Consider the following 17388-nt stretch of genomic DNA (forward strand, 5'->3'; position numbering starts at 1 on the left):
TTCTCGGAGCACTGTGTCCGCACGGAAGGGGGTCGTCGTGGACGACCGGCACGAGACCGTCCGCCTCGTGGAGCCCGACGGCGCCGCGGTTCCCGGGGCCCAGCTCCCGTCGCCCGACCGGCTGCTCGCCGGCTACCGCGGGCTGGTGCGCGCCCGTCGGCTCAACGAGCAGGCCGGCGCGCTGGTCCGGCAGGGACGCCTGGCCGTGTACCCGTCCTCGCGCGGGCAGGAGGCCTGCCAGGTGGCCGCGGCGATGGTGCTGGCCGACGGCGACTGGCTCTTCCCGACCTACCGCGACACCGCCGCGATCGTCGCCCGCGGTGTCGATCCGGTCGAGGTCCTCACGATGCTGCGCGGGAACCGGCACTGCGGCTACGACGTCGCCGCCCACCGCGTCGCCCCGCAGGCGACCCCGCTCGCGACGCAGCTGCTGCACGCGGTCGGCGTCGCCCACGCCGCGCGGCTCAAGGGCGAGCCCGACGCCGTCCTGGCGCTCTGCGGCGACGGCGCCACCAGCGAGGGCGACTTCCACGAGGCGCTGAACTTCGCCGCGGTCTTCCGGGCGCCCGTGGTGTTCCTGGTGCAGAACAACAAGTACGCGATCTCGGTGCCGCTGCACCGCCAGAGCGCCGCCGCCAGCCTCGCGGACAAGGCGGTCGGTTACGGCATGCCCGGTGTCCGGGTCGACGGCAACGACCTCGCGGCCCTGCTCAGCGTGCTCGACGACGCCGTGGAGCGGGCCCGCGCCGGCGACGGCCCCACGCTGGTCGAGGCCGACACCTACCGGATGGACGCCCACACCAACGCCGACGACGCCGGCCGCTACCGCAGCGACGGCGAGGTCGCCTCCTGGGCCGCCCGCGACCCTCTGGCGCGCCTGCGCGCCCGGCTACGCGCCGACGACCTGCTCGACGACGACGCCGAGCGCGCTCTCGTCGAGGAGACCGAGCAGATGGCCGCCGACCTGCGCGCCGGTATCGCGGCCGAGTCCCCGGTCGACCCCGAGGAGCTGTTCGCGCACGTCTACGCCCACCCCACCCCGCAGCTGCGCGAGCAGCGCGACCAGCTGCGTGCCGAGCTGGAGGTCACGCCGTGAACACCGACACCGCGAACACCGACACCGTGCACACCGGTCCCGTGAAGCTCACGATGGCGCAGTCGATCAACACCGCGCTGCGCGAGGCGATGGCCGCCGACCCGACCGTCGTCGTGTTCGGGGAGGACGTCGGTCCGCTCGGCGGGGTCTTCCGGGTGACCGACGGGCTCACCGCCGAGTTCGGCGAGCACCGCTGCTTCGACACCCCGCTCGCCGAGTCCGGCATCGTCGGCACGGCGGTGGGGATGGCGATGAACGGGCTGCGGCCCGTCGTCGAGATGCAGTTCGACGCGTTCGCCTACCCGGCGTTCGAGCAGATCGTCAGCCACGTCGCGAAGTTCGGCAACCGCACCTCGGGCCGGATGCGGCTGCCGATGGTCATCCGGGTGCCCTACGCCGGCGGGATCGGCGGCGTCGAGCACCACTGCGACTCCTCCGAGGCGTACTACGCCCACACCGCCGGGCTGACCGTGCTCGCCCCGGCCACGAACGCCGACGCCCACGGCCTGCTCCGCGCGGCGATCGAGTACCCGGACCCGGTGGTCTTCCTGGAGCCGAAGAAGCACTACTTCACCTCCGAGGAGGTCGACACGGCGGTGCCGGTGCCACCGATCGGACGTGCCGTCGTCCGCCGCCCCGGGGCCGACGCGACGCTCATCGCCTACGGGCCGACGGTCCCGGTCGCGCTCGCTGCCGCCGAGGAGGCCGCTCTGGAGGGCCGTGACCTGGGCGTGGTCGACCTGCGGTCGATCGTCCCGTTCGACGACGAGACCGTCTGCGCGCAGGTGCGCCGGACCGGGCGGGCGGTCGTCGTCGCGGAGGCACCGGGGTTCGCCTCGGTCGCCTCGGAGATCGCCGCCCGGGTCTCGGAGCGCTGCTTCCACCACCTCGAGGCGCCGGTGCGCCGGGTGACCGGGTTCGACGTGCCCTACCCGCCGCCGAAGCTGGAGCAGCACCATCTGCCGGGGGTGGACCGGGTGCTCGACGCGGTCGACTCGCTCGGCTGGGAGGACGCGGCGTGAGCGCGCAGGTGTTCACGCTGCCCGACCTGGGGGAGGGGCTGACCGAGGCCGAGCTGGTCCGCTGGCTCGTGGCCGATGGGGACACCGTCGGCGTGGACCAGCCCGTCGCCGAGGTGGAGACGGCGAAGGCCGTGGTCGAGGTGCCCTCGCCGTACGCGGGCACGGTGCTGTCCCGGCACGGCGCGGAGGGTGAGACGCTGCGGGTCGGGGAGCCGCTGGTGTCGGTCGGGGACGCCACCGGGGCAGCCGGGGCCGCCGGGTCGGGCAACGTCCTGATCGGCTACGGGACGACCGGCGGGCACGAGGGGGCCCGCCGGCGTCGCCGGGCCGTGAAGCGGGCCTCCGCGACGGCCACTCCCGCGTCGGCCACTCCCGCGACCGTCGTACCCGCGGACGCCCCCGCGTCGGCTCCCCCGTCCGCGGTCCCGGCAGCGGCATCCGCGGTCCCGGCGACGTCGGCCGCCGACGGCGCACCGGGCGAGCGTCGGCCGGTGCAGTCGCCGGTGGTGCGGCGGTTGGCCCGTGACCACGGCATCGACCTCGCGACGGTCGAGGGGACCGGACTCGGCGGTATGGTGCTGCGCCACGACGTGGCCGTCGCCGCGGCCCGTGCTGCCGCACCGACCGCCGCCGCGGAACGAGCCACCGTCCCGACCGCGACGGCCGCGACCGGACCGACCGCGAACGGTCCGACCCCGGCCGCGCCGGACCGCGACCCGCGCACCGGGCTCGCGGTCCGCGAGGTCGTGCCGCTCCGCGGAGTCCGTCGCGCCGTCGCCGAGACCCTGACCCGCAGCCGCGCCGAGATCCCCGAGGCCACGACCTGGGTCGACGTCGACGCCACCGACCTGCTCGCCCTGCGCCCGCAGCTCACCGGCGCCGACGGCCGTCCGGTCGGGCTGCTCGCCATCCTGGCGCGGTTCGTCGTCGCCGGTCTGGCGCGGTTCCCCGAGCTCAACGCCCGCGTCGACACCGGGTCCGCGCAGATCGTGCACCTCGACGGGGTGCACCTCGGCATCGCCGCGCAGACCGACCGCGGCCTGGTCGTCCCCTCGGTGGCCGACGCCCACCGTCTCGGGATGCGCGGCCTCGACACCGAGATCCGCCGCCTCACCGCGGCGGCCCGGGACGGCTCGGTCACCGCCGCCGAGCTGACCCGAGGGTCGTTCACCCTGAACAACTACGGGGTGCTCGGCGTCGACGGCAGTGCCGCGATCATCAACCATCCCGAGGTCGCGATGCTGGGCGTCGGACGGGTGCTGCCGCGGCCGTGGGTCGTCGACGGCGCGGTCGTCCCGCGGTCGATCACCCAGCTGTCGCTGGTGTTCGACCACCGGGTCTGCGACGGCGGCACCGCGGGCGGGTTCCTCCGCTTCGTCGCCGACGCCGTCGAGTCGCCGCTGTCCGCGCTCGCCGACCTCTGAGCCCGCCCGGTGCTCAGCGGCGGCGGGTGATCACCACCGGCTCGATCCGCTGGGGCACCTGCGCGAAGGCCGACTCGGGCACCCCGAACGACGCGGCCAGCACGTCCCGGGGGATCGCGTTGAGGCTGCCGACGATGCCGATGTCGTCGTCCGGCTCGGCGGTCGAGGTGTTGAAGACGATGAGCACGTCGAGCGGCTCGGTCGTCGACGCGTTCTCGAAGTAGTGGAACAGGCCCGTCGGCGCGAACACGAGGTCACCGCGCTCCGCGGTGAAGACGTCGTTGTGGTACTCGCCGTCGGGGTGGGTGCCGAGGATGGTCCACTTCGCGGTGCCGGAGACGATGTAGTTCAGCTCCCACGCGGTCGGGTGCCAGTGCGGCTCGCGGATCCCGCCGGGGTCGAGGTGGGCCAGGTACACCGACCCCTGCTGGCCGGCGAGCACCGGGAAGTTCTGCTCGTTCGCCCCGCGCAGCCATCCGCCGTCGAAGTTGTTGGGCTCGGTCGCCACGAGATGGAACAGGTGGCCGGGCTGCCCGGTCCGCGGCGGCGTCGGAGCGCCCGCCCCGGCGGTCCCGCCCGTGGCGGCCAGTCCCGCCATCCCCGCCACCCCTGCGACACCCGCGCCCAGGGCCCGTCGCCTGCTGATCCCCGTCATGGTCTGCTCCTTCCGCTGAAATCGTTGCTAGTCGCAACGGTATGGCGGACGGTGATCCATCGGGGTGATCACTTTCAGCGGCTTCCGTGATTGCGCAGTCACGGATCGGTGCAGCTCAGAGCGCCGGGACGACCGTCCAGGACGGGGCCTTCGCCGGGCGGCCGTCCCCGGACGACCGGCCCCGCAGACGTCGTCCGCCCCAGGGCAGGACGTGGGTGCGGTAGTAGGCGAGCGCTGCGGCCGGTCCGGTCGGCGGGTCCGCGTCGACGGTCGTCGCGGGCGTCGCCCCACGCACACCGAGCGCCTCCAGCACGATTCCCGCGGTGCGCAGATGCCCGGGCGTGCCCAGGTGCAGGCGGTCGTCCGACCAGTAGCCGGGCCGGCGGATCTCGGCGTCGCCGAACACGTCGACGAAGGTGAGTCCGCGTGTGGTGGCGAGCGTGCGCACCGCCGCCGACAGCTCCGCGCCGCGGCGGTGGACGACCCGTCCCAGTGGAAGCCGGTCCGACGGGTCGGCGCCGCTGAGCAGCACCAGCCGGACCCCGGCCGCCGCGCAGCGGTCGACGGCGCGGGTGGTGAGCGCGGCGAGCCCGGCGACGTCGGTGCGGAGGCGGAGCATGTCGTTCCCCCCGCCGTTGAGGGTGATCAGGGTCGGTGCGGGGTCCAGCGCCAGTGCGGCATCGAGCTGCGGCCCGACGACGTCGGCCAGCAGCCGGCCCCGTACGGCCAGGTTCGCGTAGTGCACCGGCTCACCGGAGGCACCGGCCAGCCCGGCGGCGACCCGGTCGGGCCAGCCGCGGGGGACACCTGCCGCGTCCTCGTCGCCCACGCCCTCGGTGAAGCTGTCCCCGATCGCCACGTACCGCACGGCGCCAGCATCCGCGTCGCGGTCACCACGGCTCCGCCCGGGGGTGGTGACGGCTGTTACCCTCGACCCGTGCGCGGTCGGATCATTACCCGGCGCGCCGGCTGAACCCAGGGAGCCGGCGCGTGGCACGTGGTGTCCGCCGGACCTGGCCGGATCCTGACGTTCGCCCTCGAACACCGGAGATCCGATGAACGCCCCCACCGCCGAGCGCACCCGCACCGGGACCGATCCCGCCGAGCACGGCGACGTCGTCTCGCTGCTTATGACCGACGCCGATGACGGCCTCTACAAGGTGCTGACCGTGCTGCGGTCGCGCCGCTGGAAGGTCCGCTCGCTGCAGGTCGACATGTCCGCCGAGATCAGCCGGGTCGACCTCGTCGTCGCCCGCGACGGCCGGGACGCCGACCTGCTGCTCGAGCAGCTGCGCCGGGTCGTGCCGGTGGTACGCGCCGATCTGGGCTGAGCCGGGCGCGCGGCGCCGTCGTCCACCGCCGGGCTCTCGTGCCCGCCGGACGGAGACGCATCCGGTCGGTCCGGTCCCCGGTAGGTGTGTCCGGTGGGTGTGGTCGTGACGACGGTCCCGTCGGGTGCACGGGCCACGTGCCGTCCGGGTTGTTCGCGGATGTGGTTGTGGAACTCGCACAGTCCGCGTCCGTTGTCGAGGTCGGTGCGTCCGCCGTCGGTGTGGCGGTGGATGTGGTCGATGTGGCGGAGGGGTGCGTCGCAGTAGGGCTCGGTGCACCGGTTGTCCGCGCGGGCTGTGACGAGTGTGGCGAGGAGTCCGGTGAAGGTGCGTTGGCGTGAGTCGCCGCCGATGACCAGACCCTGGTCGGTGAGCAGCCGCCGTAGGGATGAGGTCGCCTCGCTGGTGGCGAGCAGCTCGGCGGGGACGGGGCCGAGTCCGGGGATCTCCGCCGGGAGTGGGGAGGTGGGGTCGAGCAGGGCCTGGACGGGGACGGTGACCTGGACCTCCAGGTGGACCGCGGTGGCGGTGGTCTGTCCGGTGACGCGTTCGACCAGCGTGTCGGCCATGATCTGTCCGTGGCTGCGGGTCAGGGGTGCCGGGTCGACCTGGACCTGCACGAAGGCCTTCTGGGGTGCGGCGAGGCAGGCCGCGCCCTGTGCGACCGGGACGTAGGCGGTGAGGTGGCTCATCGCGTCCGGTGCGGGTCGCAGGGTGACCCGGCGTTCGGCCGCGGCGGCGCGGGAGCGGAAGCGTTCGGGCGCGATCTCGGCGACCATGCGGCGGGTCATCGCGCGGAGCCGGCCGATGCCGAGCCGGGTCAGGTCGTGCGCGGCGAGGCGGGTGTCGACCTGCCTGCGCTGGCGTGGGTCGAGGTCGCGGCACTCGACGGCGATCGCGGTGACCTTGGCGGCGCTGAGCTCACCGGCGGTGTGCAGGCCGCGGACGTGGTCGAGTCCGGTGTGCAGGTCGCGGGTGTTGGCCACGCGGGTGCGGGCCTCGGTGGTGGAGACCCGGCAGGCGAGCTGGATCTGGGCGACGACACTGCGGTGGAGCCGCTCGACGTCGGCCCGGGCGCGGTCGCTCCCATCGGTCCGGTCGTCGGCGAGGCGGTTCTCGACGTGGGCCCGGGCGAACGCCCGGATCCGACTCGCCTGCAGCCCGGCGAGGGGGGCCTGGAGCGTCTCGATCTGCTGGATCTGGTCGATCAGGTCTGTCTCTGTCAGCGCAGAGGTGTCGACGGTGTGGGCGTGGTCGACGAGGAACCGGAACAGATCGAGGTCACCGGCCGGGGACCCACCCGGGCCCACGCCGGTGGCATGGTCGGGTGGCTCCTGGGTCGCGGTCACACCGTCGACGACAGTCGAACGTGTGTTCGATCACTACTTTCCGTTCGCAATCGCGAATCTCTGACCTGCGAGGACAGGGCAGCAGAGGCGTGCCCCGCCTACCCGCGAGGAGTCAACCGTGCGTTCGGCAGCTCCGGCGCCGGCAACGTCGAGTCCCAGGCGTCCGGGAACATCCCGAAGCGGCCACCGTCCCGCCCCCCGGCGGCGCGTTCGTCCTGCCACTGCTCCCGGAAGGCCACGACCTCGTCGTGGGTGGAACCGACGAAGTTCCACCACATCACGATCTGCTCGCCCAGCGGCTCCCCGCCGAGCAGCACCAGGCGGGCGCCGTCGTCGCCGGCGTGCAGGTCCAGGGTCGTCCGGCCCGGCGGGAGGTACACGAGCTCGGCGGCCGCGGCCGCAGTGCCGCTCACCTGTGCCGAGCCGGTGTCGACCAGCACTCCGTGCTCGAACCCGGCGTCGACGTCCAGCGTCACCGACGCGCCGGCGGGCAGCACCACCTCGGCGCCGAGCAGCGGGGTGAACGTCGGGACCGGCGACGACGACCCGGCCAGCGATCCGAGGAACACCCGCAGCGCGGCGTCCCCGGCCTGCACCCGGGGCGGTGCGTAGTGCTCGAAGCGGGGAGCGGTCTCCCGGTGGGCGGCGGGCAGTGCCAGCCACAGCTGCACCCCGTGCAGCACCTCGGCGTCGGGGGTGGAGAACTCCGAGTGGGCGATGCCGGATCCCGCGGTCATCAGGTTCAGCTCGCCCGGGCGCACGATCGCGTGCGCGCCGGTGGTGTCGCGGTGTTCGACCCGGCCGGTGAACAGCCACGACACCGTCGCGAGCCCGGTGTGCGGATGCCCCGGCACGGCCATCCCGCCGGTGTCGGCGACCCGGTCTGGGCCGTAGTGGTCCAGGAAGCACCAGGCCCCGATCAGCGACCGGGTGCGGCGCGGCAGCGTGCGGCGCACCGTCATCGCGCGCGGCCCGCCCAGCGGCACGTTGCGCGGGGTCACCAGCTCCCCGTCGGCGGCGTCGCCCCCGCAGACGACCTCCTCCGGCGCGGTCTCGACGTTGCTCACCGCGAGCCCCTCCGGACGGCGGCGACGGCGTCGGGCGTCACCGGGTCGAGGATGTCGGCATAGCCCTGATGGGTCGACACCCAGCGCCGCACGTACGGGCAGACCGGCACGATGCGCTTCCCGGCGGCGCGGGTGTCGTCCAGCGCGAAGCGGACCAGGGTGCTCGCGAGCCCGCGCCCGGACAGCTCCGGATCGACCTCGGTGTGGTGGAAGATCCGCTGCTCGTGGTCGTCGACGTACTCGGCCCTGCCGACCACGGTGCCGTCGATCAGGATCTCGTAGCGGTGGTGGCCCGTGTCGTGGGTGACCACGGTGTCGTGGTCGGTGTCGTGGTCGGTGTCGTGGTCGGTGTCGTGGTCGGTGTCGCCGGACATGTACTCAGCCTCTCAGGACGCGCGGCGCCGCACCACGCGGCGCAGGTTCACCGGCTCCCGCAGGTGCCGGCCCCTGTCGTCTCCGAACCCGTCAAGCGGCGACGGTGTTCCGGGCGGGGGCCGTCTCGACGGTCACGACCACCGCCACCATCACCACCGCGGCCACGACCGGGGTGAACGGCGCGAACGCCGACAGCCCCAGCAGCACCGCCAGCACGACGACGGCGGCGCTGCGGCCGGCGGCGAGCACGGGGCGCAGCGCCAGCGCCCACACCCCGAGGACGAACAGCGCGACCGGCATGGTCAGCGTCGCCCCGGCCGCGGCGGCGGACAGGCCGGTTCCGGTGGTGTCGACGTCGACGGCCACCTCGATGCCCGCCGAGAAGGCTCCGGCCGCGGCGAAGACGAGGTAGTGGCCGTAGCCGTGCACTAGTGCCCGCGGCATGGCCCGCAGGTGCTCGTGTTGGCTGTGGGCGAAGTAGACCCACCACATGCCCGCCGCCAGCACGAGCCCGCACGCCGAGAGCACCAGCAGCGGGCCGAGGTGCTCGGCGGAGGACAGCGCGTCGACCACGGCCGTCGTCGACGCCAGGATCGACTCACCCAGCAGGATCAGGGTGAACAGGCTGTAGCGCTCGGCGATGTGGTGCGGGTGCCACGGCGTCGACCGCGCACGCTCGGCGACCACCGGGACCGCCAGCTCGGCCAGTGCCAGCACGACGAACCACACCGGGTGCGGGGCGACGAGCACCCAGGCGATCCACAGCAGCTGGACGACGGCGATGCCGCCCGCGTAGCGGAGCGCGGTGGTCCGCAGCGCGGGGTGCGACCGCGCCGCCCGCAGCCACTGCGTGACCATCGCCAGCCGCATCACCACGTACCCGGCGACGAGCACGCCGTAGCCCTCACCGGCCATCGCCGAGGGCGTCCCCGCGGCCATGACCAGCGCGCCCGCCATCTGGACCAGGGTGGTGGCCCGGTAGCCCCAGTCGTCGACGTCGAAGGCCGAGGCGAACCAGGTGAAGTTCATCCAGGCCCACCAGATGCCGAAGAACACCATCAGGTAGGACCCGACCCCGGCGCCGACGTGCCCGCCGGACTCCTCGTGGTGCAACGCCGCCGACGACAGCGACACCGCCACCACGAACACCAGGTCGAAGAACAGCTCCAGCGGGCTGGCCACCCGGTGGGGCTCGTCCGGATCGCGGGGGCGCATCTCGCGCAGGCCGAGGTTCACACCGCCCATCGTTGCGCGCCGCACTACCTTCGGCGGCGCCGACACGGGAAAGGAACCCACCGATGACCACACCGGACATCCGGCCGCGGGTGCTGCGACGGGAGGGCGACTCCGAGGTCGCTCCGATCGAGCTGTTCTTCGACCTCGTCTACGTGTTCGCGATCGTCCAGGTCTCGCACACCCTGCTCTACCACCTGACCCCGATCGGGGCGCTGGAGACGGCGGTGCTGTTCGCCGCGGTCTGGTGGCTGTGGAACTACTCGGCCTGGGCGATGAACTACCTGGACCCCGGACGCCCGTCGGTCCGGATGCTCAACGCCGGGCTGATGCTGGCGGCGCTGGGGATGGCGCTGGCCCTGCCGGGCGCGTTCGGTGAGTCCGGGCTGCTGTTCGCACTGTGCTTCGCCGCCACCCAGATCGGGCGCCCGCTGTTCCTCGTCGTGACCATGCGCGGGCACGTCATGGCCCGCAACTACCGCAACCTTCTGGTGTGGAGCACGACCGCGTCCGTGCTCGTCGTCGTCGGCGCGTTCCTCCCGCCGGTGGCGCGGCTGGTCGTCTGGGTGCTGGCCGTCGCCGTCGACATGGCCGGGCCGCGGTTCGAGTTCCGGGTGCCGGGGCTCGGGCGCACCCCGATGGACGAGTGGCCGACCGACGTGGAGCACCTCGCCGAGCGCAACCGGCTGGTGTTCATCATCGCACTCGGCGAGTCGATCCTGATCATGGGTTTCACGCTGTCGGAGATGGAGGACGCGACCCCCTACGCGGTGGCGATCACCCTGCTCGGCTTCGCCGGTCTCGTCGCGCTGTGGTGGTCCTACTTCGCGCTCGCCGGGCACGGCACCCGGGCGAGCTCCGGCGACGGGTCGACCCGTGCGGCGCGGGCCGCGTTCGCCTACGCGCACGGCCTGATGGTGGCCGGGGCGGTGCTGTTCGCGGTGGCGATCGACCTGCACCTCACGCACCCGGAGAACACCCCGGCGCTGGTGCTGACCTCGGTCGGCGGTCCGCTGCTCTACCTCGCGGGCAACAAGCTCTACCTGCAGGGCCGCACCGGGACGGTCGGGAGGTCGCGCTACACGGCCGCCGCGATCCTGGTGGTGGCCGCGGTGGTCGCGCTGGTCGCCGGACACGCCCTGCCCGTGATCGTGATCGGGCTGGTCGTGCTCGCCGTGGTGATCGGCCTGGCGGTGGCCACCGAGCGGCGCGCCTAGTCCGGGTCGGCGGCGTCGCGCAGCGCGTTCTCCAGCACCTCGCTCAGCGCGGGGTGGATCCAGTACTGCACGTCGGCGAGGCGCTGGGCGGTCACGCCCAGCGCCATCGCCTGCACCAGCTGCTGGACCAGCGTCGACGCCTGTGGGCCGAGCAGGTGCGCCCCGAGCAGCGTGCCGTTCGGGGCGACGAGGACCTTGCAGAACCCGCGCTGCTCCTCCATCGACCAGCCGAAGGCGACGTCGGCGTACTCGTGGAACCCGACCCGGAGCTCCAGGCCCTCCTCGCGGCACTGCTGCTCGGTGCGGCCGACGGTGCCGATCTGCGGGGTGGTGAACACCGCGGCCGGGACGGACCCGTGGTCGACCTCGCGCAGGTCGTCGGGGTGGGCGAGGTTGTGCCCGACGACCTCGGCCTCGTGGTTCGCGACGTGCTTGAGCGGGTGCGGGGACGAGATGTCGCCCAGCGCCCACACCCCGTCGGCGGTGGTGCGGCCGTGGGCGTCGACGACGACGCGGCCGGCGTCGTCGGTGTCGATCCCGGCTCGGTCCAGGTCGAGCCGGTCGGAGTTCGGGCGGCGCCCGGCCGCGACGAGCAGCCGGTCGGCCCGCACCTCGGTGCCGTCGTCGAGGTGCAGTCGTACGTCGCCCGCACCGCCGGTGACCCTCTCCACCGTCCGTCCGGTGTGGACGGTGAAGCGCTCGCGGGCGGCGTCGGTGAACCGTGCCACGACGGTCTCGTCCATCCCGCCGAGCAGGGTGTCGGCGCTCTCGACGAGCGTGACCTCGCAGCCGAGCCCGCCGAACACGTGCGCGAACTCCGCTGCGATGTAGCCACCGCCGATGATCGCCAGGTGCCCGGGCAGCTCGTCGATCCGCATGATCGTGTCGGAGGTGTCGAACGGGACGCCCGAGTCGGCGACCGGCGGCGGGACCACCGGCCGCCCGCCGACGGCGAGCACGATCCGCTCCGCGGTGAACTCGGCGGTGCCGCCGTCGGCCAGGTCCACCGCCATCGCGCGTGGCCCGGTGAAGCGGGCCGTGCCGTCGTAGACGGTGCCGTGGTCGCGGCGGTGGTCGCGGCCCTCGTCGCCGATCGGGTCGAGCCGGGAGAACACCCGGTCCCGGATGTCGCTCCAGCGGATCCGGTCGATCCGGGCGTCCACGCCGTAGGCCGACGCCGCGCGGACGGTCTCGGCGACCTCGGCGGTGTGGGCGAGCATCTTGGTCGGGATGCAGCCCACGTTGAGGCAGGTCCCGCCGAACCGGGTCGCCTCGACGTGGGCGACGTCGAGACCGTCGAACCGGTCGTCGACGATCGTGTTCCCGGCTCCGGCGCCGACGACTGCGAGATCGTGATGGGCCACCCGCCGAGCCTAGGAAGACCGGCGCCCTCCCGCGCGTCCACGCCGGGCGGGGGCGTCACCGGGCGATCGGCGTGCGGTACTGGCACCGCACTGGCACCCTGACTGCGGCGGTGGCGCGGCGCCCCGCGGGAGGCGGCCGGTGATGACCGATCCGACGGAGGGCGCGGGGGGAGTGCCGGGCCTGTCCGCCGCGACCGAGGAGGGCGGCGGCCTGACCCTGGAGGCGGTGCCGCACCCGTCGGGACCGGTGGCGCTGCACGTCGTCGGCGACGTCGACCTCGCGACCGCGCCGTTCCTGGCCGAGCAGGTGGGCGACTGGCTCGCCGCGTCCCCACGGGTCGTGCTGGACCTGTCCGGGGTGGGCGTGTTCGCCTCGGCCGGGATCTCGGTGCTGCTCGACTGCCAGCACGCCGCTGTCGCGGCCGGGGTGGTCCTGGAGCTGTACTGCGGCGCGGCCCGCCAGGTCCGCCGGGTTCTGCAGGTCACCGGCACCTGCGAGCACCTGCGTGTGCTCGACCCGCACCCGCCGCCGGAGACCCCCGACGGCCGCGCCCCGCTGTTCCCGGTTCCCGACTGACCCCGGTCCTCAGCCGAGCAGCTCCCGGCCGGTCCGGTGCCGGTGCAGCACCTGGACGTCGGTCGTGCCCTCCCGCAGCGACGCCGAGGTGTCGGACATGTGCTCCAGCAGCGTGTCCGCGAAGGCGATGACGGCCGGTGTGGGGGCGATGTCGGCGCGCCGCGCCAGCGCCACTGTGCGGTGGATGGCCGGGTTGAGCACCGTGCGCCGCAGCCGCGGCCGCCCGATGAACGTCAGGTCCGGCACCACCGCCACCCCGGTGCCGGCCTCGACCATGCGCAGCACGGCGTCCATCTGGCCACCCTCGACGGCGATCCGCGGCGTGACCCCGGCGACCGCGTAGGCCCGCAGGGTCACCTCCCGCAGGTCGTAGCCCTGGCGCACCATCACCAGGTCGTGGCGGGCGAGCTCGGAGACGGTCATCGACCCGCGCGGGGTCAGCGGCCTGCGTGCCCGGGGGGAGGCGACCGAGAGCCGTTCGCGGAGCAGGGGAGCGGTGTGCAGCGTCGGGTCCACCCCGTCGGGGGGCACGATGACCAGGGCGACGTCCAGCGCGCCCTGGACCAGTGCCGCCTCCAACGGCTGCGAGCCGTCCTCGGCCAGCTCGACGGCGATCTCGGGGTGCCGGGCGTGGAAGACCCGCAGCACGTCGGACAGCACGCCGATGCACAGCGACGGCGTCGCGCCGACCCGGACCCGGCCGCTGCGCAGGCCGACCATCTCGGCCACCGTCGTGCGGACCATGTCGGAGTCGGCGAGCATCCTCCGTGCCAGTGGCAGCACCGCCTCACCGGCCGGGGTCAGCGTGACGACCGACCCGCGGTTGATCAGCGGGGAGCCCAGCTCGTCCTCCAGCGCCCGCAGCGCGCGGCTCAGGGTCGGCTGGGCGACCCCGACTTGGTCGGCCGCCCGAGTGAAGCTGCGCACGTTTGCCACGGCGACGAAGTACATGAGCTGCTGAAGTGTCACATGCATAGCCTACGGCTATGACCGGAGACCGTTTCATGCATTGGACTGCCTTACCCGTTGGTATATCCACTGGACGACGTGGTCACGATGTCCGAGAAGTCCCGGGCCGGCGGCGGAGCCAAGCCCGCCGCACCCCGCCGTCCGCGCACGCCCAGTGCGCTGCTGAAGTTCGTGATGGCGGTGAGTGGCGTCGTGCTGCTCGGCTACGTCACGTTGCACATGATCGGGAACCTGAAGATCTTCTTCGGTCCCGAGGCGATCGATCACTACGCGGCCTGGCTGCGCACCATCCTGGAGCCGGCGCTGCCCTACTCGGGCATGCTCTGGATCGTCCGTGTGGTGCTCGTCGTCGCGGTGGTCGCCCACATCTGGTCGGCGACCGTGCTCGCCCTGCGCGCGCGCAAGGCCCGCCCGATCAAGTACGCGGGTGGCTCCTACCAGGTCAAGGGCAGCTACGCGGCCCGCACCATGCGCTGGGGCGGCGTGATCATCGTGCTGTTCGTCGTCTACCACCTGCTCGACCTCACCGCGGGCACGCTGAACCCGAACGGCGTGCACCTCGCGGTGGCGGACAACCTCGCGGCCGACTTCACCCCCGCCCGCTGGTACGTCACCCTGTTCTACGTCCTCGCCGTCGTCGCGCTGGGCTTCCACGTCCAGCACGGCATCTTCTCGGGCATCCAGACGCTCGGGTGGTCGTCGAACAGGCGTGAGCGCACCATCAAGGTGGTGTCGACGGTCTTCGCCGCCGTGCTGACCCTCGGCTTCATCTCGGTGCCCCTCGCCGTCACGTTCGGAGTGGTCTGATCCATGACTGACGCCTCGTCCCACCACATCTCCTACGCCGACTACACGACCGGTGAGCCGGTCGTCGACAAGGCGGTTCCCTCGGGTGCCATCGAGACCCGCTGGGAGCGCCGCCGGTTCGGCGTCAAGCTGGTCAACCCGGCGAACAAGCGCTCGAAGAAGATCATCGTCGTCGGCTCCGGCCTGGCCGGCGGCTCCGCGAGCGCGACGCTCGGCGAGGCCGGCTACCACGTCAAGACGTTCTGCTACCAGGACAGCCCGCGGCGTGCGCACTCGATCGCAGCACAGGGCGGCATCAACGCGGCGAAGAACTACCGCAACGACGGCGACAGCGTCTACCGGCTGTTCTACGACACCGTGAAGGGCGGCGACTTCCGCGCGCGGGAGTCCAACGTCCACCGGCTCGCCGAGATCTCGCGGCAGATCATCGACCAGTGCGTCGCGCAGGGCGTCCCGTTCGCCCGCGACTACGCGGGTCTGCTCGACAACCGCTCGTTCGGCGGCGTGCAGGTCTCCCGCACCTTCTACGCCCGCGGTCAGACCGGCCAGCAGCTGCTCATCGGCGCCTACCAGGCGCTGGAGCGCCAGGTGAAGGCCGGCACCGTCGAGATGTACGCCCGGCACGAGATGCTGGAGCTGATCGTCGTCGAGGGACGCGCCCGCGGCATCGTCGCGCGCGACATGGTCTCCGGCGAGATCGAGGTGCACACCGCCGACGCGGTCGTGCTCGCCTCCGGCGGCTACGGCAACGTCTTCTACCTGTCGACCAACGCCAAGGGCTGCAACGTCACGGCCTCCTGGCGGGCGCACCGCAAGGGCGCGCTGTTCGCGAACCCCTGCTTCACCCAGATCCACCCGACCTGCATCCCGGTCTCCGGCGACCACCAGTCGAAGCTGACCCTGATGTCGGAGTCGCTGCGCAACGACGGCCGCGTCTGGGTCCCGAAGAGGCTCGGCGGCGACCGCGGGCCGAACGAGATCCCGCACGAGGAGCGTGACTACTTCCTCGAGCGCAAGTACCCGGCGTTCGGCAACCTGGTGCCCCGTGACATCGCGTCCCGGGCCGCCAAGGAGGTCTGCGACGAGAAGCGCGGTGTCGGTCCGTCGGGTCTGGGTGTCTACCTGGACTTCGACGACGCGATTCAGCGGCTGGGCCGCAAGGCCGTCGAGAACAAGTACGGCAACCTGTTCGAGATGTACGAGCGGATCACGGGGGAGAACCCCTACGAGGTCCCGATGCGGATCTTCCCCGCCGTGCACTACACGATGGGTGGCCTCTGGGTCGACTACGACCTGCAGTCGGCCATCCCGGGCCTCTACGTGGCCGGCGAGGCGAACTTCTCCGACCACGGCGCGAACCGCCTCGGTGCGTCCGCGCTGATGCAGGGTCTGGCCGACGGCTACTTCGTCCTCCCGGTCACGATCGGCGACTACCTGGCCAAGAACGAGCTCGACGCCGTCTCCGACGACGCGCCCGAGGTCGTCGAGGCCGTGCAGTCGGTCACCGACCGGATCGACCAGTTCCTGTCGATCGACGGCACCCGCACGGTGGACTCGTTCCACCGCGAGCTGGGCCAGATCATGTGGGACTACTGCGGCATGGAGCGCACCGAGGACGGTCTGCGCAAGGCGCTGGACCGCATCCCCGAGCTCCGTCGCGAGTTCTGGAGCAACGTCAAGGTGCCGGGTACCGGCGCGGAGCTGAACCAGAGCCTGGAGAAGGCCGGCCGGGTGGCCGACTTCCTCGAGCTCGGTGAGCTCATGTGTCTCGACGCGCTCGTGCGTCGCGAGTCGTGCGGCGGTCACTTCCGCGGGGAGAGCCAGACCGAGGACGGCGAGGCGCAGCGCGACGACGAGAACTTCTCCTTCACCTCGGCCTGGGAGTACACCGGCCGCGGGCAGGCTCCGGTCCTGCACAAGGAGGAGCTCACGTTCGAGTACGTGCACCCGACCCAGCGCAGCTACAAGTAAGAGGACCGACGGACATGAAGCTCAACCTGAAGGTCTGGCGCCAGCGCGACGCGGTCGACAAGGGGCGCCTGGTCACCTACACCGTCGACGCCGACGAGGACATGTCGTTCCTCGAGATGCTCGACGTGCTCAACGAGAAGCTGATCCTGTCCGGCGACGAGCCGGTCGCGTTCGACCACGACTGCCGCGAGGGCATCTGCGGCTCGTGCAGCATGGTCATCGACGGCCGTCCGCACGGCCCGCAGCGGGCGACCACCACCTGCCAGCTGCACATGCGGCACTACTCCGACGGCGACACGATCGTCATCGAGCCGTTCCGCTCGGGCTCGTTCCCGGTCATCAAGGACCTCGTCGTCGACCGCGCCGCGTTCGACAAGATGATCCAGGCAGGCGGCTACGTCTCGGTGAACACCGGGTCGGCGCCGGAGGCCAACTCCAACGCCGTGCCGAAGTCCGCCGCGGACCGCTCGTTCGCCGCGGCGAACTGCATCGGCTGCGGTGCCTGCGTCGCGGCCTGCCCGAACGGGTCCGCGTCGCTGTTCCTGGGCGCGAAGCTGACCCACCTGGGTGAGCTGCCGCAGGGTCAGCCGGAGCGCTACGAGCGCGTCGTCAGCATGGTGGAGGAGCACGAGGCCGCCGGGTTCGGTGGCTGCACCAACACCGGCGCCTGCGCCACCGCCTGCCCGAAGGAGATCCCGCTCGACGTGATCTCCCAGCTGAACCGCGACTACCTCGCGGCCACGGTGGGCGGCCGCAAGAAGTAGGACGCACCGTCGCGACGGCCCGGGCCACTCCCTCCGCGGGGTGCCCGGGCCGTCGTGCGTCGTGCGACATGTGACCCACGTCTCGCTGGAACGGCCAATCGCCGTCCCGACGTAGATCACATGTGATCTGCGTCGTACTCTCTGGCGACCACCGCACCGTGTGCGGC

Annotated in this window: 16 protein-coding genes; 9 read left to right on the forward strand and 7 right to left on the reverse strand. The window is 72.7% G+C overall.

The window, feature by feature from the left end; all coding sequences use genetic code 11:
• Nucleotides 1-13 precede the first annotated feature (13 nt).
• Genes pdhA through XF36_RS05695 form a run of 3 tightly spaced genes read left to right on the forward strand, consistent with a single transcriptional unit; the run spans nt 14 to nt 3542 of the window.
• A complete protein-coding gene (pdhA, locus tag XF36_RS05685; protein WP_060711186.1) occupies nt 14-1096 on the forward strand; it encodes a pyruvate dehydrogenase (acetyl-transferring) E1 component subunit alpha in 1083 nt (360 codons plus the stop codon).
• A 53-nt stretch (nt 1097-1149) separates the two neighbouring features.
• Nucleotides 1150-2118, forward strand: a complete 969-nt coding sequence (locus XF36_RS05690) for an alpha-ketoacid dehydrogenase subunit beta (protein WP_082375759.1) — start codon at nt 1150-1152, stop codon at nt 2116-2118.
• On the forward strand, nt 2115-3542 hold the full coding sequence (locus XF36_RS05695; RefSeq protein WP_060711187.1) for a dihydrolipoamide acetyltransferase family protein: 1428 nt from the start codon (nt 2115-2117) through the stop codon (nt 3540-3542). Before XF36_RS05690 ends, XF36_RS05695 begins: the two co-directional genes overlap by 4 nt.
• A gap of 13 nt (nt 3543-3555) precedes the next feature.
• Here XF36_RS05695 and XF36_RS05700 read toward each other — a convergent pair whose 3' ends face one another.
• Nucleotides 3556-4197, reverse strand: a complete 642-nt coding sequence (locus XF36_RS05700) for a cupin domain-containing protein (protein ID WP_060711188.1) — start codon at nt 4195-4197, stop codon at nt 3556-3558.
• A gap of 115 nt (nt 4198-4312) precedes the next feature.
• Complete coding sequence (locus XF36_RS05705) at nt 4313-5065, reverse strand: SGNH/GDSL hydrolase family protein (protein WP_060711189.1); 753 nt, start codon at nt 5063-5065, stop codon at nt 4313-4315.
• A gap of 262 nt (nt 5066-5327) precedes the next feature.
• Here XF36_RS05705 and XF36_RS35460 point away from each other — a divergent pair, with 262 nt between their 5' ends.
• The gene (locus XF36_RS35460; protein ID WP_414706230.1) at nt 5328-5528 is read left to right on the forward strand and encodes an ACT domain-containing protein; all 201 of its coding nucleotides are present in this window, start codon (nt 5328-5330) and stop codon (nt 5526-5528) included.
• A gap of 1447 nt (nt 5529-6975) precedes the next feature.
• Here the strand turns inward: XF36_RS35460 and XF36_RS05715 are convergent.
• The 3 genes from XF36_RS05715 to XF36_RS05725 all read right to left on the reverse strand — a co-directional run bounded on the left by XF36_RS05715 (nt 6976) and on the right by XF36_RS05725 (nt 9564).
• The gene (locus XF36_RS05715; protein ID WP_060711191.1) at nt 6976-7944 is read right to left on the reverse strand and encodes a pirin family protein; all 969 of its coding nucleotides are present in this window, start codon (nt 7942-7944) and stop codon (nt 6976-6978) included.
• Complete coding sequence (locus tag XF36_RS05720; RefSeq protein ID WP_082375195.1) at nt 7941-8318, reverse strand: GNAT family N-acetyltransferase; 378 nt, start codon at nt 8316-8318, stop codon at nt 7941-7943. Before XF36_RS05720 ends, XF36_RS05715 begins: the two co-directional genes overlap by 4 nt.
• A gap of 91 nt (nt 8319-8409) precedes the next feature.
• A complete protein-coding gene (locus XF36_RS05725; protein ID WP_193393999.1) occupies nt 8410-9564 on the reverse strand; it encodes a low temperature requirement protein A in 1155 nt (384 codons plus the stop codon).
• Between the two features lie 53 nt (nt 9565-9617).
• On the opposite strand from XF36_RS05725, the gene XF36_RS05730 reads away from it, so the two are divergent.
• Nucleotides 9618-10769: a low temperature requirement protein A gene (locus tag XF36_RS05730; RefSeq protein ID WP_060711192.1), complete on the forward strand. Its 1152-nt coding sequence runs from the start codon at nt 9618-9620 to the stop codon at nt 10767-10769.
• Here the strand turns inward: XF36_RS05730 and XF36_RS05735 are convergent.
• Nucleotides 10766-12133 carry a mycothione reductase gene (locus XF36_RS05735; RefSeq protein WP_060711193.1) on the reverse strand — a complete coding sequence of 456 codons (1368 nt, stop codon included), beginning with the start codon at nt 12131-12133 and terminating at the stop codon, nt 10766-10768. The two genes, XF36_RS05730 and XF36_RS05735, sit on opposite strands and share 4 nt — an antisense overlap.
• Before the next feature lie 142 nt (nt 12134-12275).
• On the opposite strand from XF36_RS05735, the gene XF36_RS05740 reads away from it, so the two are divergent.
• Entirely contained in the window at nt 12276-12710 is a 435-nt protein-coding gene (locus XF36_RS05740; RefSeq protein ID WP_082375196.1) for an STAS domain-containing protein, read from the forward strand.
• A 9-nt stretch (nt 12711-12719) separates the two neighbouring features.
• Here the strand turns inward: XF36_RS05740 and XF36_RS05745 are convergent, their stop codons facing one another.
• A complete protein-coding gene (locus tag XF36_RS05745; protein WP_043278006.1) occupies nt 12720-13679 on the reverse strand; it encodes a LysR family transcriptional regulator in 960 nt (319 codons plus the stop codon).
• Nucleotides 13680-13766: 87 nt separating this feature from the next.
• Between XF36_RS05745 and XF36_RS05750 the strand changes: the two genes are divergently transcribed.
• Genes XF36_RS05750 through XF36_RS05760 form a run of 3 tightly spaced genes read left to right on the forward strand, consistent with a single transcriptional unit; the run spans nt 13767 to nt 17221 of the window.
• Nucleotides 13767-14486 carry a succinate dehydrogenase cytochrome b subunit gene (locus XF36_RS05750; RefSeq protein ID WP_082375760.1) on the forward strand — a complete coding sequence of 240 codons (720 nt, stop codon included), beginning with the start codon at nt 13767-13769 and terminating at the stop codon, nt 14484-14486.
• A gap of 3 nt (nt 14487-14489) precedes the next feature.
• Nucleotides 14490-16457 carry a fumarate reductase/succinate dehydrogenase flavoprotein subunit gene (locus XF36_RS05755; RefSeq protein ID WP_060711195.1) on the forward strand — a complete coding sequence of 656 codons (1968 nt, stop codon included), beginning with the start codon at nt 14490-14492 and terminating at the stop codon, nt 16455-16457.
• A gap of 14 nt (nt 16458-16471) precedes the next feature.
• Nucleotides 16472-17221 (forward strand): succinate dehydrogenase/fumarate reductase iron-sulfur subunit, encoded by a 750-nt coding sequence (locus XF36_RS05760; RefSeq protein ID WP_020623678.1) that lies wholly within the window; start codon nt 16472-16474, stop codon nt 17219-17221.
• The last annotated feature ends 167 nt before the right edge of the window (nt 17222-17388 follow it).

This window comes from Pseudonocardia sp. HH130629-09 (assembly GCF_001294645.1).
Taxonomy (GTDB): Bacteria; Actinomycetota; Actinomycetes; order Mycobacteriales; family Pseudonocardiaceae; genus Pseudonocardia.

What these genes read in the sequence shown, in the direction of transcription:
- XF36_RS05690 (WP_082375759.1), top strand. Translation starts at nt 1,150, where the DNA reads ATGGCGCAGTCGATCAACACCGCGCTGCGCGAGGCGATGGCCGCCGAC.
- XF36_RS05700 (WP_060711188.1), bottom strand. Translation starts at nt 4,197, where the DNA reads ATGACGGGGATCAGCAGGCGACGGGCCCTGGGCGCGGGTGTCGCAGGG.
- XF36_RS35460 (WP_414706230.1), top strand. Translation starts at nt 5,328, where the DNA reads ATGACCGACGCCGATGACGGCCTCTACAAGGTGCTGACCGTGCTGCGG.
- XF36_RS05720 (WP_082375195.1), bottom strand. Translation starts at nt 8,318, where the DNA reads ATGTCCGGCGACACCGACCACGACACCGACCACGACACCGACCACGAC.
- XF36_RS05725 (WP_193393999.1), bottom strand. Translation starts at nt 9,564, where the DNA reads ATGGGCGGTGTGAACCTCGGCCTGCGCGAGATGCGCCCCCGCGATCCG.
- XF36_RS05730 (WP_060711192.1), top strand. Translation starts at nt 9,618, where the DNA reads ATGACCACACCGGACATCCGGCCGCGGGTGCTGCGACGGGAGGGCGAC.
- XF36_RS05740 (WP_082375196.1), top strand. Translation starts at nt 12,276, where the DNA reads ATGACCGATCCGACGGAGGGCGCGGGGGGAGTGCCGGGCCTGTCCGCC.
- XF36_RS05750 (WP_082375760.1), top strand. Translation starts at nt 13,767, where the DNA reads ATGTCCGAGAAGTCCCGGGCCGGCGGCGGAGCCAAGCCCGCCGCACCC.
- XF36_RS05755 (WP_060711195.1), top strand. Translation starts at nt 14,490, where the DNA reads ATGACTGACGCCTCGTCCCACCACATCTCCTACGCCGACTACACGACC.
- XF36_RS05760 (WP_020623678.1), top strand. Translation starts at nt 16,472, where the DNA reads ATGAAGCTCAACCTGAAGGTCTGGCGCCAGCGCGACGCGGTCGACAAG.